At 49.0% G+C, this 15,058-nt stretch carries 17 protein-coding genes; 6 read left to right on the top strand and 11 right to left on the bottom strand.

Features of this window, described 5'->3' with window-relative positions; translation table 11 throughout:
• Window positions 1-4: 4 nt before the first annotated feature.
• The 8 genes from XMM312_RS10225 to urtA form a co-directional block, all read right to left on the bottom strand.
• Window positions 5-313 (bottom strand): urease subunit beta, encoded by a 309-nt coding sequence (locus XMM312_RS10225; protein WP_173484040.1) that lies wholly within the window; start codon window positions 311-313, stop codon window positions 5-7.
• Between the two features lie 11 nt (window positions 314-324).
• A complete protein-coding gene (ureA, locus tag XMM312_RS10220) occupies window positions 325-627 on the bottom strand; it encodes an urease subunit gamma (protein ID WP_173483649.1) in 303 nt (100 codons plus the stop codon).
• A gap of 213 nt (window positions 628-840) precedes the next feature.
• Window positions 841-1,665 (bottom strand): urease accessory protein UreD, encoded by an 825-nt coding sequence (locus tag XMM312_RS10215; protein WP_173489187.1) that lies wholly within the window; start codon window positions 1,663-1,665, stop codon window positions 841-843.
• 8 nt (window positions 1,666-1,673) lie between these two features.
• On the bottom strand, window positions 1,674-2,369 hold the full coding sequence (gene urtE / locus XMM312_RS10210; RefSeq protein ID WP_173489186.1) for an urea ABC transporter ATP-binding subunit UrtE: 696 nt from the start codon (window positions 2,367-2,369) through the stop codon (window positions 1,674-1,676).
• Window positions 2,370-2,373: 4 nt separating this feature from the next.
• Entirely contained in the window at window positions 2,374-3,210 is an 837-nt protein-coding gene (gene urtD, locus XMM312_RS10205; protein WP_173483646.1) for an urea ABC transporter ATP-binding protein UrtD, read from the bottom strand.
• Complete coding sequence (gene urtC, locus XMM312_RS10200; RefSeq protein ID WP_173489185.1) at window positions 3,210-4,292, bottom strand: urea ABC transporter permease subunit UrtC; 1,083 nt, start codon at window positions 4,290-4,292, stop codon at window positions 3,210-3,212. Before urtC ends, urtD begins: the two co-directional genes overlap by 1 nt.
• 4 nt (window positions 4,293-4,296) lie before the next feature.
• Complete coding sequence (urtB, locus tag XMM312_RS10195) at window positions 4,297-5,910, bottom strand: urea ABC transporter permease subunit UrtB (RefSeq protein WP_173489184.1); 1,614 nt, start codon at window positions 5,908-5,910, stop codon at window positions 4,297-4,299.
• A gap of 69 nt (window positions 5,911-5,979) precedes the next feature.
• Window positions 5,980-7,263: an urea ABC transporter substrate-binding protein gene (gene urtA, locus XMM312_RS10190; protein ID WP_173483644.1), complete on the bottom strand. Its 1,284-nt coding sequence runs from the start codon at window positions 7,261-7,263 to the stop codon at window positions 5,980-5,982.
• 305 nt (window positions 7,264-7,568) lie between these two features.
• Between urtA and XMM312_RS10185 the strand changes: the two genes are divergently transcribed.
• Window positions 7,569-7,919: a hypothetical protein gene (locus XMM312_RS10185; protein WP_173489183.1), complete on the top strand. Its 351-nt coding sequence runs from the start codon at window positions 7,569-7,571 to the stop codon at window positions 7,917-7,919.
• 36 nt (window positions 7,920-7,955) lie between these two features.
• On the opposite strand, the gene XMM312_RS10180 is transcribed toward XMM312_RS10185, so the two are convergent.
• From XMM312_RS10180 to uraH, 3 genes are all read right to left on the bottom strand, one after another.
• On the bottom strand, window positions 7,956-9,311 hold the full coding sequence (locus tag XMM312_RS10180; RefSeq protein WP_173489182.1) for a uracil-xanthine permease family protein: 1,356 nt from the start codon (window positions 9,309-9,311) through the stop codon (window positions 7,956-7,958).
• Window positions 9,312-9,476: 165 nt separating this feature from the next.
• Window positions 9,477-10,199, bottom strand: a complete 723-nt coding sequence (locus tag XMM312_RS11570; RefSeq protein WP_173489181.1) for a GntR family transcriptional regulator — start codon at window positions 10,197-10,199, stop codon at window positions 9,477-9,479.
• A 15-nt stretch (window positions 10,200-10,214) separates the two neighbouring features.
• On the bottom strand, window positions 10,215-10,571 hold the full coding sequence (uraH, locus tag XMM312_RS10170; RefSeq protein ID WP_173481079.1) for a hydroxyisourate hydrolase: 357 nt from the start codon (window positions 10,569-10,571) through the stop codon (window positions 10,215-10,217).
• Between the two features lie 194 nt (window positions 10,572-10,765).
• On the opposite strand from uraH, the gene puuE reads away from it, so the two are divergent.
• From puuE to XMM312_RS10145, 5 genes are read left to right on the top strand one after another with little or no spacing between them, the layout of a single operon-like run.
• The gene (puuE, locus tag XMM312_RS10165) at window positions 10,766-11,674 is read left to right on the top strand and encodes an allantoinase PuuE (protein ID WP_173489180.1); all 909 of its coding nucleotides are present in this window, start codon (window positions 10,766-10,768) and stop codon (window positions 11,672-11,674) included.
• Complete coding sequence (gene uraD, locus XMM312_RS10160) at window positions 11,674-12,195, top strand: 2-oxo-4-hydroxy-4-carboxy-5-ureidoimidazoline decarboxylase (RefSeq protein ID WP_217363908.1); 522 nt, start codon at window positions 11,674-11,676, stop codon at window positions 12,193-12,195. Before puuE ends, uraD begins: the two co-directional genes overlap by 1 nt.
• A 10-nt stretch (window positions 12,196-12,205) precedes the next feature.
• Window positions 12,206-13,192, top strand: a complete 987-nt coding sequence (gene alc, locus XMM312_RS10155) for an allantoicase (protein ID WP_173481081.1) — start codon at window positions 12,206-12,208, stop codon at window positions 13,190-13,192.
• A 12-nt stretch (window positions 13,193-13,204) separates the two neighbouring features.
• Window positions 13,205-13,723: an ureidoglycolate lyase gene (locus XMM312_RS10150; RefSeq protein ID WP_173483639.1), complete on the top strand. Its 519-nt coding sequence runs from the start codon at window positions 13,205-13,207 to the stop codon at window positions 13,721-13,723.
• A gap of 8 nt (window positions 13,724-13,731) precedes the next feature.
• Window positions 13,732-14,910 carry a urate hydroxylase PuuD gene (locus XMM312_RS10145; RefSeq protein ID WP_173489179.1) on the top strand — a complete coding sequence of 393 codons (1,179 nt, stop codon included), beginning with the start codon at window positions 13,732-13,734 and terminating at the stop codon, window positions 14,908-14,910.
• Window positions 14,911-15,058 lie beyond the last annotated feature (148 nt).

The raw sequence follows: 15,058 nt of genomic DNA, 5'->3' as shown, positions 1-15,058 counted from the left end.
TCTCCTAATCCAATTGGCCACTGACTTTGGCTTGAAATCCATAAACAACGCGGTCACCCGTCAGTGCCACCAACTCGACCTCGCGCGATTGACCTGGTTCAAAACGGACCGCTGTTCCCGCGGCAATGTTTAGTCTAAAACCCCGTGCTTTTTCACGGTCAAAAATGAGGGCTTCATTGACCTCATAGAAGTGGTAGTGAGAGCCAATCTGAACCGGACGATCACCGGTGTTCGCGACGCTGACTTTGATGGTCTCTCGACCCTCATTGAGATTGATACTGCCCGCATCAACTTTGTATTCACCTGGAATCATTAAGCCACCTCTTAAACAATCGGTTCATGGACGGTGACCAATTTGGTCCCATCAGGGAAGGTTGCCTCAACCTGAACGTCATGGATCATCTCTGGCACCCCCTCCATAACCTCTTCACGAGTCAGCAAGGTGCGGCCATAGTCCATCAATTCAGCAACGGTGCGACCATCGCGCGCCCCTTCCATCACTGCTGCACTGATGAGCGCAACCGCTTCGGGGTAGTTCAATTTCAAACCACGATCTTTACGACGTTCAGCGAGCAGCGCTGCGGTGAATATCAGTAGTTTGTCTTTCTCTCTGGGTGTCAGTTCCATGATAGTTCCCTTAAGCGGTGTTCATGAGAGTTAATAAATTAGACTTAGCAAAATAGAGACCAGTTTTTATAAAAAGCCTAAAAATGGAATAAAATCGAACAAATAGCAGACATCATCTTGAAAAATCCAAAAATCGACAACAACCAAAATGACCCAGCTGGATTTTTGGCAAAAAAAACGCACTACTTGAGTGCGTTTTAGAATCAACTTGGTTCAGGTTGCCCAAATACGAGGCACTACGGCCTCTTTTCCAAGAGATTGAGGTCGAATGAGACGCCAAACGCTAGAAAAGAGGGAAATAACCTCTTGGCTCTGCTCTGAAATGGTGCGAACGACCAGTAGACCATCCATCAGAGTGGCGCCTGAAAGTGGATCATCTGACAGCAGCTGTTGAACCTGCTCTAACAGATCCTGATCATCAACGGTCGCGACCATCGATGCATAACCTGACACCCCTTTTAAACCGATCGAACAGTCGATCAGGGAAGCTCCATCGGTTGCAAATCGATCGAACAGCACCGGTTCGCCGTCACGATAGATTCGCATCTCTGAACTTAACTGCCCTGTTTCAAAACGCTCTTCATTAGAGGGACGACCAAAGCAGTTGATCTCCCAGCCGATAAAATGAGCGCCCGTCTCTAAATGCACTTCGGTGACAATATGGGATTGGGTGCCTGGGAAGAATATATTCTCCAGTGGCATCCACTCTAAAGAGCCGCCAGCAGCGACCGTTAAGCACTGATGGACCTCTGCAACTGGACCGATAGAGCGATAAAACTTAGTCGCTCCAGGAGTCGTTAGAAGAATCTTTGCATCCTTGGAGACCTGCAAATCGATATTGAGGTCATCACCGGCCACTACACCTCCGGGGGGATGTAGGAGGTAGGTGTGGCATACCTCGCCTTCAGGATAAAAGGCGCGCTGTACAGCCAATGGTCCCTCCCGTTTGGAGTCCACCAAGCGCGTCTTATCACCGCGCAGTTGATAACCAAGCGTCAGTTCAGCATGCCACCCTTGGCGGCCAGTCAGTGCGTTCACAATATCCCTTAAACCGTTAGATACTTTGAAACCAATGTATCATCAAGTTGATCCATTGAGCCAGCAGCAACATTGCGACCGCGATCTAGCAGTGTGAACACATCTCCGACTTTGCGAGCAAACGGGAGCTTCTGCTCAACGAGCAGAACAGTCAGCCCAAGCTCTTGGTTCAATTGGCGAATGATATCGCCGATCTGCTTGACAATATTGGGCTGAATACCTTCAGTAGGCTCATCCAGAATCAACAATTTTGGATTGACTACGAGTGCTCGAGCAATGGCTAACTGTTGCTGTTGTCCACCACTCAAATCCCCACCACGACGAGCCAGCATCTCTTTTAAAACGGGGAATAGATCAAAAATATAGTCCGGTATTTTGCGTGCACCGCGCGGCAATACAGGCAATCCGATCTGTAGATTCTCCTCAACCGTCATCAACGGAAAAATTTGACGACCCTGTGGCACATAACCAATACCAATATAGGGGCGCTTTTCAACGCTAAGCTTAGAGATATCCTCCCCCATGAAACGAATCTCACCCTGTTTGATCTTGTTGTGCCCCATTACACAGTCCAACAGAGTCGTTTTGCCAACACCATTGCGCCCCATTAAGACACTGCACTCACCCTCTTGAACAGCAAGATCAAGATCCCAAAGGGTGTGACTTTCACCGTAAAACTGATTCACTTTGTTAAGTTCAAGCATCCCACTACTCTCCAAGGTAGACCTGCTTCACGCGGTCGTCATTCTGAACTTGATCCATGGTACCTTCGGCTAACACCGAACCCTGATGCAGTACACTCACGGTGCGACCACCCTCGGCTAGGTTTCGAACGAACTCCATATCGTGTTCAACCACCACCACTGAGTGTTTACCGGCCAACGAGATCAGCAGCTCTGCGGTCTTGTCCATCTCTTGGTGAGTCATACCTGCGACGGGTTCGTCCACCAGAAGAAGTCGTGGCCTCTGCATTAACAGCATGCCGATCTCTAACCACTGCTTCTGTCCGTGCGACAGAGCGCCTGCCAGTTTAAAACTCTGCTCCGCCAAACCGATAAGCTGCTGCACATCGGCTATTCGATCAGACTGTTCAGAGCTTAGCTTGGCTGTGTAAAGCGAGATAAAATCTCGATTTTGTGCCATCGCCAACTCCAGGTTGGCAAACACCGATAAGTTCTCAAACACCGTCGGTTTCTGGAACTTGCGCCCTATTCCCGCCTCAGCAATGGCCGGTTCATCCATGTTGAGCAGGTCAATCGTTTGACCAAAATAGGCGGTACCTGTATCGGGTTTAGTTTTACCGGTAATGATATCCATCATGGTCGTTTTGCCAGCACCATTTGGCCCGATGATGCAGCGTAACTCCCCATCTCGTATGTAGAGATTGAGATCATTAATCGCCTTAAAGCCATCAAAGCTAACCGATAACCCTTCCAGATAGAGAAGAATCTGCTTATCGACATTGAGTCGCTCACTCTGTGCAGCATTCACAATATCGAACACCTGATCACGACGCATAAACTCCTGCAGTGAGAATCCAGACATTAGACGGTCTCCTTTTTACGAATCAGACCCACCACCCCTTTGGGTAAAAAGAGCGTCACCAATACAAACAGACCACCCAGAGCGAACAGCCAAACGTCTGGCAACTCGACGGTGAAGTAAGATTTTGCATAGTTAATTAACAGCGCACCGATCACCGCGCCATAGAGCGAGGCACGACCACCCACCGCGACCCAGACCACGACCTCAATGGAGTTTAGAGGCGAAAATTCATTCGGGTTGATGATGCCCACTTGAGGCACGTAGAGTGCACCAGCGACGCCGGCAATCATGGCCGAGATAGTAAACACCCAGAGTTTTATGTTCTCCACACGGTAACCCATAAAGCGAGCACGCGATTCAGAATCTCGCACTGCGACACAGGCTCTGCCCGCGCGGCTTTCAGTTAACGCACGACTGATCAAGTATCCGACCATTAAAGCCACAGCACTGGCAATAAAGAGCCCGATCTTGGTTGCATCATCAGACAGACTGAATCCGATAATGTCTTTAAAGTCGGTCAGGCCGTTGTTACCACCAAACCCCATCTCGTTACGATAAAACGCCAACATTAATGCGTAGGTTAACGCTTGAGTGATGATCGACAGGTAGACCCCTGAAACGCGTGAACGAAAAGCCAGAGCGCCAAAGACATAAGCCAGCAACCCTGGTACCAATAGGACCATTAAGGCTGCGAACCAGAACTGATCAAAACCGCTCCAGAACCAGGGAAGCTCCTGCCAGTTTAGGAAGACCATAAAGTCCGGCAGATCGGGATTCCCATAGACACCTCGATCACCAATTTGACGCATTAGGTACATACCCATTGCGTAGCCGCCCAGCGCAAAGAATGCCGCATGCCCTAGAGTAAGGATGCCCAAATAGCCCCAAACCAGATCGACAGCCACCGCTAGAAGCGCCAGCGTCAGGTATTTACCCAGTAAAGAAATGGTATAGGTCGGCACATGAAGAGCCGAATCCGCTGGCAGACTGTTCAGCACCGGAACCGCAACAATCAGAGCGATCAAGAGGCCAATAAGCCAACGTCCACCCTTATCATTTTTAAGAATCTGTAATAGAAACATCGAATTAACCCTCCGCTGCTCGACCGCGTTGTGGGAACAAGCCACGTGGACGTTTTTGGATAAAGAGGATGATGAACACAAGCACGAGAATTTTCGCTAACACGGCACCCGCCCAAGGCTCCATGACCTTGTTTGCCAGTCCTAAACTCAAGCCTGCAACCAGGGTTCCCCAGAGGTTCCCTACACCACCAAAGACCACCACCATAAAGGAGTCGATGATGTAGGCCTGGCCTAAATTGGGCCCCACATTGGTCAGCTGTGAAAGTGCTACACCAGCCACACCGGCAACACCCGACCCCAAACCGAAGGTCATCGCATCAACCCACTCAGAGCGAACGCCCATAGCACGAGCCATCGCACGATTCTGTGATACCGCTCGCACCTGAAGACCCAAGCGGGTTCGCTTCATGACTAGCGACAGAGCAACAAAGACAAACAGACAGAAGAAGATGATGTAAAGACGACTCTCAGTCAGCGAGAGAAGTGGATTGATCTCAATAGAACCGGCCATCCATGAGGGTGTTTCAACACTACGGTTCAGTGGTGAGAAGATCGAGCGCACAGCTTGTTGTAATACCAGTGAGATACCGAAGGTCGCCAACAGCGTTTCCAGCGGTCGACCGTATAAGAAGCGAATCACACCTCGTTCAATCGCAATACCTACCAGACCAGAGACAACAAACGCTGCTGGAATGGCGACAAATAGGGAGTACTCAATCGAGTTAGGCATCAATAGTTGCACGACATAGGTCGTGTAGGCGCCGATCATGATCAGCTCACCATGGGCCATATTAATAACCCCCATCACACCAAAGGTGATGGCCAAGCCAATTCCAGCAAGTACCAATACCGACCCCAAACTGAGTCCAAAGTAGACAGTCTCAACACCCGAGTAGAAAGAGGCCTGATCTTGGTGAGTCTGTATAGCCTTATTAGCAGCCGCAACAAGCACCTCATCACTGGAGCGCTCAACAAACTGTGTCAGTGCCGCCAGAGCCGCGGGCTCAAGGGTATCCGCAAGTGTTGTAATGGCTTTCGCTGCTCGTGTTGTGTTATCACCGTTTAGGTCAGCCACAGCTAGCACGATATTAAAGGCCTCTAGAACAGAGGGATCGGATTCAGACTTGATGAGCTCACGCAATTGACCCACCACCTCTGGAGTTGCGGTTCCAATCAAATCCAGGGCAGCACTGCGTCGATCCGCTGGACTCTCTGCAAGCAGAGCCGCGGTTGAAAGCAGCGCACCAAATTCAGAGCGCAAAGTGTTATTGATACTGACACGTTTAAAGTGACGCTTATTGTCGATCACAACCAAACTGCCATCACGCAGCCTGATTGCCTCAGCCCCCTTTTCAGCCTTCTCAACTCGATAGAGCTGCTTCTCTTTTTTGTGGTAGTAGAGTTGGCTGTCGAGCATCAGTTGAACTAAGGATAGGGCCTCGCCTGAATCGGTAGCCATCCAGTCGCTAATAATGCGTGATTTTTCAGTAAACTTTGCTTTTGTCAGCTTCTCTTCGTACTGATTAAACTCAGCCTCGCCTGCTAGAACTGGCAGAGCAAGCAGCGAGATGATCAGCATCAGAGAGCTTAGAAGCGATTTTCTAACAGATCGCAACATGATGAGATTCCTTACAGGTGGAAAAAAGGCGGCAGTATCTGCCGCCTGGTCTTTTCTTGTTAAGAAAGATTAGAAGTTCTGACCAGAACAGGTTGCGGTTTTCACGTTGTAGTTCCCGCAAGAGAGTGGCTGGCGCCAGTCTGAGATAAGGTCTTTAGAACCCTCTAGGAAATCAGACCATGCATCACCAACCACCAAACCTGAAGTTGAAGAGACCACTTCAAATTGACCATCATCTTGGATCTCACCGATCAGAACCGGTTTAGAGATGTGGTGGTTTGGCATCATAGTGGATAGGCCACCTGTAAGGTTTGGTACAGAGACACCGATGAGAGCATCTTGGACAGCCGATGGATCCGTTGTACCAGCTTTTTCAACCGCTTTAGCCCACATGTTGAAGCCGATGTAGTGCGCTTCCATTGGGTCATTGGTTACACGATCTTCGTTACCAATGAATGAGTGCCAGTTCTCGATAAACTCATCGTTCACTTCACTATCAACGCTCATGAAGTAGTTCCAAGCAGCTAGGTGACCTACAAGCGGTCCAGTATCCATACCAGATAGCTCCTCTTCACCGACAGAGAAAGCAACCACTGGAATATCTTCAGAGCTGATGCCCTGTGAACCTAGCTCTTTGTAGAAAGGTACGTTGGCATCGCCGTTAATGGTAGAGACAACCGCAGTCTTCTTACCCGCTGAACCGAACTTTTTAATGTCCGATACAATCGACTGCCAATCAGAGTGACCGAATGGCGTGTAGTTCACCATGATGTCCTCTTCAGCAACACCCGCCGCTTTTAGGTAAGCATCCAAGATTTTGTTAGTTGTACGTGGGTAGACATAGTCAGTACCGGCTAGCACCCAACGCTCAACACCCAACTCGTTCATTAGGTAATCAACCGCTGGAATCGCCTGCTGGTTTGGCGCAGCACCTGTGTAGAAGACGTTTTTAGACGACTCTTCACCTTCATACTGAACTGGGTAGAACATGAGGCTGTCTAGCTCTTCAATAACCGGAAGAACCGATTTACGCGACACTGATGTCCAACAACCGAAGATCGCGTCCACCTTCTCTTTCTCAACTAGCTCACGTGCTTTCTCAGCAAACAGTGGCCAGTTAGACGCTGGGTCGACAACCACAGGCTCAAGTTGTTTACCTAGTAAACCGCCCTTCTTGTTCTGCTCTTCGATCAGCATCAGCATGGTGTCTTTCAGTGTTGTCTCACTGATCGCCATTGTGCCCGACAGTGAGTGAAGCACGCCCACTTTGATCGTATCAGCCGCCATTGCAAGATTCGTTGCAGAAACAGCTAAGGCTAGCGCAGCAGATTTAAACATAGTTGATTTAGACATCAGGGTCTTCTCCTTTGATTAGTAACCTAGATGTTTTTCTTATTGCAGAGTGCGTGCCAGTTTTTGAAATAGTCCGTAAATTAATTTTATTTATGTTTAAAAACAATAATATAAACAATTAATATTATTCTATTTGACGCATATGAAGAGATTTTACAGCGCACCATTAAGTGACATTTATGACAGAATTGCGCACCAAAAGATCGCAAAAGTAAATTTTTTAAGGGTATTTTGGTGCACTTGTTTAGGGTTGTGAGATTAGCCATATAGCGGCTGACAGGCGAGAACTCAACTACGGAGCTGCCGTGACTGGCTTCAGCCTGTCATCCGCAGTCAGAAACGATCGCCTCATCTACGATAAGGCTCCAACATCAACTCGGCACGCGAACCGTTGGAGCGGTCTTAAAAAGGCCGCGATTTTTAGCGATATAAATCGCCTCATCTTCGATAAGGCTCCAACATCAATTCAGCGTGCGAACCGTTGGAGCGGTCTTGAAAAGGCCGCGATTTTTACCGATATAAATCGCCTCATCTTCGATGAGGCTCCAACATCAATTCAGCGTGCGAACCGTTGGAGCGGTCTTGAAAAGGCCGCGATGCGTGCTGATAAAAATCGCCTCATCTGTGATAAGGCTCCAACTGAAAAGGCCCCATAAGGGGCCTTTGATCGATTAGAAAGGTAAGTTAAAAACTTACTCCTCTTCCTTCTTAGGATGAGGCATAAACAGGTTGAGTACGATGGCGCAGACTGCTGCTGGTAGTAGACCTGTTGTTAAAAGCGCCTTAACTGTACCGTCTAGGTGCTGAAGCGCTTCTGGAACCTGCATTAGACCCAGGCCAAGTGATAGTAATACTGCAAAGATCACCATGTTACGGCTGTTCCAATCCACATCAGCCAGCATCTTCATACCTGAAGAGGCAACCATGCCGAACATCACGATAACACCACCACCCAATACTTCGATTGGCACAATAGAGATGAGAGCACCCACTTTAGGGATCAGACCACAAACGATCAGGAAGATCGCACCAATGGTTGCCACGTGACGACTCATCATACGCGTCATTGCGATCAGACCAACGTTTTGCGAGAAAGATGTATTTGGCAGTGCACCAGCTAGAGCAGATAGCGCTGTACCTAGACCGTCTGCATAAGTTGCGCCTTTGATCTCAGTATCAGTTGCTTCACGATCCGCACCACCTTTGGTGATACCCGATACGTCACCCACTGTCTCAATCGCAGAGATGAATGACATAAGTGCGATACCGATGATGGCACCTGCGCCGAACTCGATTCCGAATGGGAAGAGCTGTGGCAGCGCAAAGCTTGCAGCACGGCCGACGTTACCGAAGTTAACCATACCCATAAAGTAGGCCAGAACGTAACCTGCAATCAGACCGATCAATATAGCCGCTGAGCTGATCATGCCTTTACCGTAGAATTTCAGACCTAGGGTCACCACAATAACGGTACCAGCAACAGTCCAGTTCTCTAACGAACCAAACTCAGGCTTACCAATCGCCGGAACGCCACCTGCCGCGTACTGAATACCCACTTTAAGAAGTGACAAACCGATCATCAGCACGATCAGACCAGTTACCAATGGAGGCAAAGCAAAACGAAGGCGACCAATAAATGGCGCTAGCGCTGCTTGGAATAGACCACCGACTAGGACACCACCGGTCACCATAGCCATCGCTTCTACACCCTTACCCGCTACCAATGGGATAAGAATAGGAATGAATGCGAAACTGGTACCTTGCACAATCGGAAGACGTGCACCCACAGGGCCTGCACCAATTGTCTGAAGCAGTGTTGTAACACCCGCAAGGAGCATACACATCTGCATCATGTAGATCATGTTAGGGAAGTCAGGTGAATTTGAACCAAAGCCAAATCCCGCTGCACCCGCAACGATGATCGCTGGGGTTACGTTTGCGATAAACATCGCCAGTACGTGTTGAATGCCTAGCGGAATTGCTAGATGCATCGGTGGGGTGTAATTCGGGTCGCGCATCTGCGCTGCCGAAATCTTTTCATTGCTCATTATTGCCTACAAACAACTGCTCAATGCAGCTTTCTTATTTTTTGTTAGCACATAAAATGCCAACATCACTAACCCATTGATATAAATGGATAAATCATTAACCAATAGGTCAGAAACTTAAGCTGTTGCACCTTTTATGTGCATCCAATTTAACTTGACGCACCGTTATGCGCCAGCTTTTTCAGCTCGGCGCCCAAACACCTTAGCCAAATTGCGATTACCCGGTGACTCATCCAGAGCCAAACGCTCTTCAATATGATCTAGGTGCTCACCCATTAAACGTTTCGCCTCCTCGGCATCACCGAGCTTCAGCGCATCCAGCAGACGACTGTGCTCATCAATGGCACAACGACTCCCCTCTTTGGCCTGATAGAGGGCGATAATTAACGAGGTTTGCGGTACCAGGGAGTGAAGAAACCCCTCCAGGGGTTTATTGCCCGAGAGTCTTGCTAACTCTAGGTGGAATTCACCCGACAAACGAATGGCCGTCCCTTTGTCGGCAGCCGCACTGCTTTTATGCTCCTGCTCGATCAGATCATAGAGTTTCTTAAATTCACCTTTGATCGACGAGGCACGCTCTGCCACCCTCTCAACAATGGCTAACTCCATAAGACGACGAGCATCTAGAATCTGACGAGCATCCAAGACATCGGGTTCAGCAACAAAGGCACCACGGTTGGGTTCAAAAACTGCTACACGCTCGTGGGCTAAACGACTGAGCGTGCGTCGTATAATGGTTCTAGATACACCAAAGATTTCACCCAAGGACTCCTCTTTCAGGCGAGTACCGGGCCAGAGCCGTTGCTCTAAAATAGCGTCAAAAATCTCCTCGTAGATATGCTGATCTTGAGTCTTAGATTTTTGACGTGTGGATTTAGGCTCAACCACTGTGAAAACTCTTACTTAGCTACCGCGGTAAGTTGAGTAACTGTAGGGCGAGATCAGAAGCGGTACATGGTAGTGCGCTTCTTCGTCAGCAATACCGAAACGGATAACAACCTGATCCAAAAAAGCAGGCTCAGCGAGCTCAGTGCCGCGACGTCTAAAGTAATCACCCGCCATGAAGTGCAACTCATAGACCCCTTTGACACACTCCCCCTTAGGAAGAATTGGAGAATCAACACGACCGTCGTCATTCGTCACTGCAGAAACCACTTCGATTAATTGCCCCTCTTCAACCTTAAAAAGGGTTAGCTCAATCCCTTCACCAGGACAACCGTTGGCAGTGTCTAAAACATGAGTTGTTAGATAACCGTTCATATGAAATCCTCAATATTGATTAATTATGTATACCGATTTGTATACATAAAATCTAACAAATAGAGCAATAGTCGACTAAAGTCTATCGGATAATTGGCATTATCTGCATGATTAGAGCCTGTTTAATGCTTTTACGCTATTTACCTGACTGACAAATTGTATACAATCTGCTCATCAATATTGGAGTTTTAGGTATGAACAACTACCCTCGCGATCTGGTCGGTTACGGAAAGAATCCACCGCACGCAGCTTGGCCGAATGAATCACGCATTGCTCTCTCATTTGTACTCAACTACGAAGAGGGAGGCGAGCGCTGCATTCTTCATGGCGACTCAGAGTCTGAAGCCTTTCTTTCGGAAATGCCTTCCGCTGTCCCCTTCCCAGGTCAACGCCATATGAGTATGGAGTCGATCTATGAGTACGGAAGTCGCGCCGGTGTATGGCGCTTATTAGATACCTTCCAAAAACGGGATATCCCTCTGACCATTTTTGGTGTTGCGACTGCATTGGAACGCCACCCTGATGTCACCAAAGCGTTCGTTGATGCTGGATATGAGATCTGTTCACACGCTCTAAAATGGATTACCTACCAAGAGATGCCGATGGAGCAAGAGCGTCAAGAGATGCAGGAAGCCATTGAGATCATCGAGCGAGTAACCGGACAACGCCCACTGGGTTGGTACACCGGTCGAGATAGCCCCAACACTCGTCAGTTAGTTATGGAAGAAGGTGGATTTCTTTACGACTCCGACTCCTACGCTGATGACCTGCCCTACTGGGTCGATGGACCGAAAGGCAAACATCTCGTTGTCCCCTACACACTGGATACCAACGATATGCGTTTTGCGCAGGTGCAAGGCTTCAATACCGGAGAACACTTTTTCCAATACTTAAAAGATGCCTTTGATGTCCTCTACGCAGAGGGTGAGACATCCCCTAAAATGCTATCGATCGGCATGCACTGTCGTCTGCTGGGTCGCCCTGGACGTATTGCCGCGCTGCAACGTTTCTTAGATTACGTTCAAAGTCATGACAAGGTCTGGTACGCACGTCGCATCGATATTGCCCGTCACTGGCATCAATACCACAAACCTGAGGCTTAATGATGAGTGTCACCTTTGCATTTGGATCGCCTAGCGAGCTAACAAAACAGGAATTCGTCACCAAATTTGGTGGCATCTATGAGCACTCCGCTTGGATTGCTGAACAAGCATTTGATCAAGGGATCACAGCAGAGCACGATCTCATTGATGCGCTTCACCACTTAATGGCCGACTGTTTCTTGAGTGCTAGCCATGAGGAGCAGCTCGGTGTCATTGTTGCCCACCCTGACTTAGCCGGCAAAGCGGCACGAGCAGGCAAACTAACGGCTGAATCGACGTCAGAACAGGCCAGCGCGGGTATCGATACGCTGACCGACGAGGAGTTTGCTCGATTTACCGAGCTCAATGATGCCTACAAAGCCAAATTCCAATTTCCATTTATCATGGCCGTTAAAGGGAGCAACAAACACGCAATCCTCTCTGGCTTTGAGGAGCGTATCAATAACACGCCAGAGCAAGAGTTTGCTCGAGCTTTAGCTGAAATTAATAAAATTGCCGCATTCCGTCTGGCTGATTTGTGAGGTTGTATAGATGAACGAACAGAAACTGAAACGCTTAGTTAACCTTGCAGATGCTCGCCTAGGAGCCAAAGCGACCTTTGTTACCGATGACTGGTTCGCCGAAGTGAACCGCATGCTAAATCCTGAACCCCCTGTCTGGAAAGAGGGTGTTTACGATGATGCTGGTAAGTGGATGGATGGCTGGGAATCACGCCGCAAGCGTTTTGAAGGTTATGACTATGCAATCATTCGTCTTGGCGCACCGGGCATGATTCAAGCCATAGAGATCAACACAAACTTCTTTACCGGAAACTTTCCTCCGTCAGCTTCTGTCGATGTCTGTTACTCGCCAGATCAGGATCCAGATGATAAAACTAAGTGGTACACACTGCTTCCATCGGTCGATCTTCAGGGCGATAGCGAACACCTATTTGAAGTGAACAACGATCAGCCTTGGTCTCACGTTCGCCTAAACATCTACCCAGACGGTGGCATTGCGCGTTTCCGAGTCTATGGACGTCCGTTTATCGACTGGGATTCGGTCGACAACTCACAAAGCATCGATCTAGTCTCGGCACTGAATGGCGGTTGTGCCCTATCCTGTAGTGATGAGCATTTCGGGAAAATGGGCAACCTAACCAATCCTGGCCGTGGCGTTAATATGGGTGATGGCTGGGAGACAGCACGCCGCCGCTCACCAGGCTATGACTGGGTCATTCTGGCATTAGGTAGTCCAGGGGTTGCAGAGGAGATCGAGATCGATACTGCTCACTTTAAAGGCAACTTCCCTGACAGCTGTGACATTCAAGCGGCCTATGTTCGTGGCGGTTCACCTGAACAGATCGCCACTCAGAGCCTATTTTGGAAAACACTCTTACCTAACCAGAAGCTAAGCGCCGACTCGATTCACAAATTTTCTGTAGATCCTGAGTTTGGACCGATTACTCACGTTAAGCTCAACATCCACCCAGATGGTGGTGTGTCGCGCTTAAGAGTCTTTGGTAAACCAACCCTTTAATAGGAGTGAATGATGAGATCTCTGACCATTGAACCGTTAACAAAAGAGGCTTTTGAACCTTTTGGCCAAGTAATCGAGACGGAAGGCTCTGATCACTTTCCTATTAACAATGGCTCAACTCAGCGGTTTCATCAATTGGCAACGGTTGAACTGAATCGCCAAGAGGACCAAGCCATTATCAGTATCTTCAAGGCAGATACCTTAAGTTACCCGCTCGAAATCAAGATGCTTGAGCGCCACCCTCAGGGGAGTCAAGCCTTCATCCCGATGGAGCGCCAACGCTTTCTGATCGTCGTCGCGCCACCTGCAGATCAGCCTAACCCAAACGATATTCGCGCTTTTATTAGCAACGGGCGTCAGGGTCTGAACTACGGTAAAGGGGTGTGGCATCACCCTATCCTAGCGCTAGAGAACGGCAGTGATTTTCTGATCGTTGACCGCAAAGGCGAAGGTAATAACTGCGACGAACACTTTTTTGCTGACGGAGAGATCACTCTTCTTGATGCAGATATCAATCATTTAAACGCTTAGAGGTCGATATGGATCCGCACTACACAGAATGGCTCAACCTACTGGTCCGCTGGATACACATGATCGTTGGTATCGCGTGGATTGGTGCCTCTTTCTACTTTGTCTGGTTGGAGAACAACCTAAACCGTAAGAGTCCTAGAGAGGGTCTATCGGGCGATCTATGGGCCATCCACGGTGGTGGTATCTACCATCTAGAGAAGTACAAACTTGCCCCGCCACAGATGCCGGAAAACCTACACTGGTTTAAATGGGAAGCGTACACCACCTTCCTCTCTGGTTTTACCTTGTTGGCAGTTGTCTACTACCTACATGCCGAACTCTACCTACTCGCCCCTGGCTCAGGCCTAACTGCATGGGAAGGCATTGCGATCAGTATCGCGTCACTGATCGCAGGTTGGTTTATTTATGATTTCTTGTGTGAATCACCCTTAGGTAAACAACCGGCACTGCTTGGATTGGTTCTACTGATGCTGCTGATTATTGCGGCCTGGGCCTTTACTCAGGTGTTCAGTGGTCGTGCTGCCTACATTCACATCGGCGCCATTACCGGCACCATGATGGTGGGTAACGTATTCCGCGTCATCATGCCGGGACAGCGTGATCTGGTTGCAGCAATTAAAGAGGGTCGCGAACCTGATCCAAAACAGCCCGCTCGTGCCCTGCTTCGCTCTCGCCACAACAACTACCTGACGCTGCCAGTGCTGTTCATTATGATCAGCAACCACTACCCAAGCACCTATGGCCATGAGTGGAACTGGGCCACTCTATTTGCGATTGCGTTGTTGAGTGTCGGTGTTCGCCACTACTTCAATACCCGCCACGAGAGTCAAAAATTTGCATGGACACTCCCCTTCGCGGCTCTGGGTATGATCTGCCTTGCTTATGTGACGCACCCTAATCGAGGTATGGAAGCTACCCTAAGCAGTAACAACGTCACCCTGGCGCAAGCGACTCAGATCGTCAATGAGCGCTGCACTAGCTGTCACGCTAAGAACCCAACCAGTGAGATGTTCACTGCTCCCCCTGCCGGTGTCATTCTGGAGACAGAAGAGGATGTTCTAATGAGCGCTGCACGCATTCATGCACAGTCTGTCGCGACTCAGGCGATGCCTTTAGGCAACCTAACGGGCATGCTACCGGAAGAGCGCGTCATGCTCGGGCAGTGGTTTAACGCTTTAGAGAAATAGTCGAACAATGGGGTCAGACCGAAGGTCATATATGGTCCGTCCCGCGTTATGCAAGATAAAAGTACCAATGGTTAAGGTGAGCTGCAGTCATATATCCGGCTTTTGATGAAGATCTCTTTCTTCTAGCCCCAATGGATTCTGCATACTT

Source organism: Marinobacterium sp. xm-m-312, from assembly GCF_013283295.1.
Classification (GTDB): domain Bacteria; phylum Pseudomonadota; class Gammaproteobacteria; order Pseudomonadales; family Balneatricaceae; genus Marinobacterium_E.
This window is presented reverse-complemented; position numbering and strand designations above follow the sequence as displayed.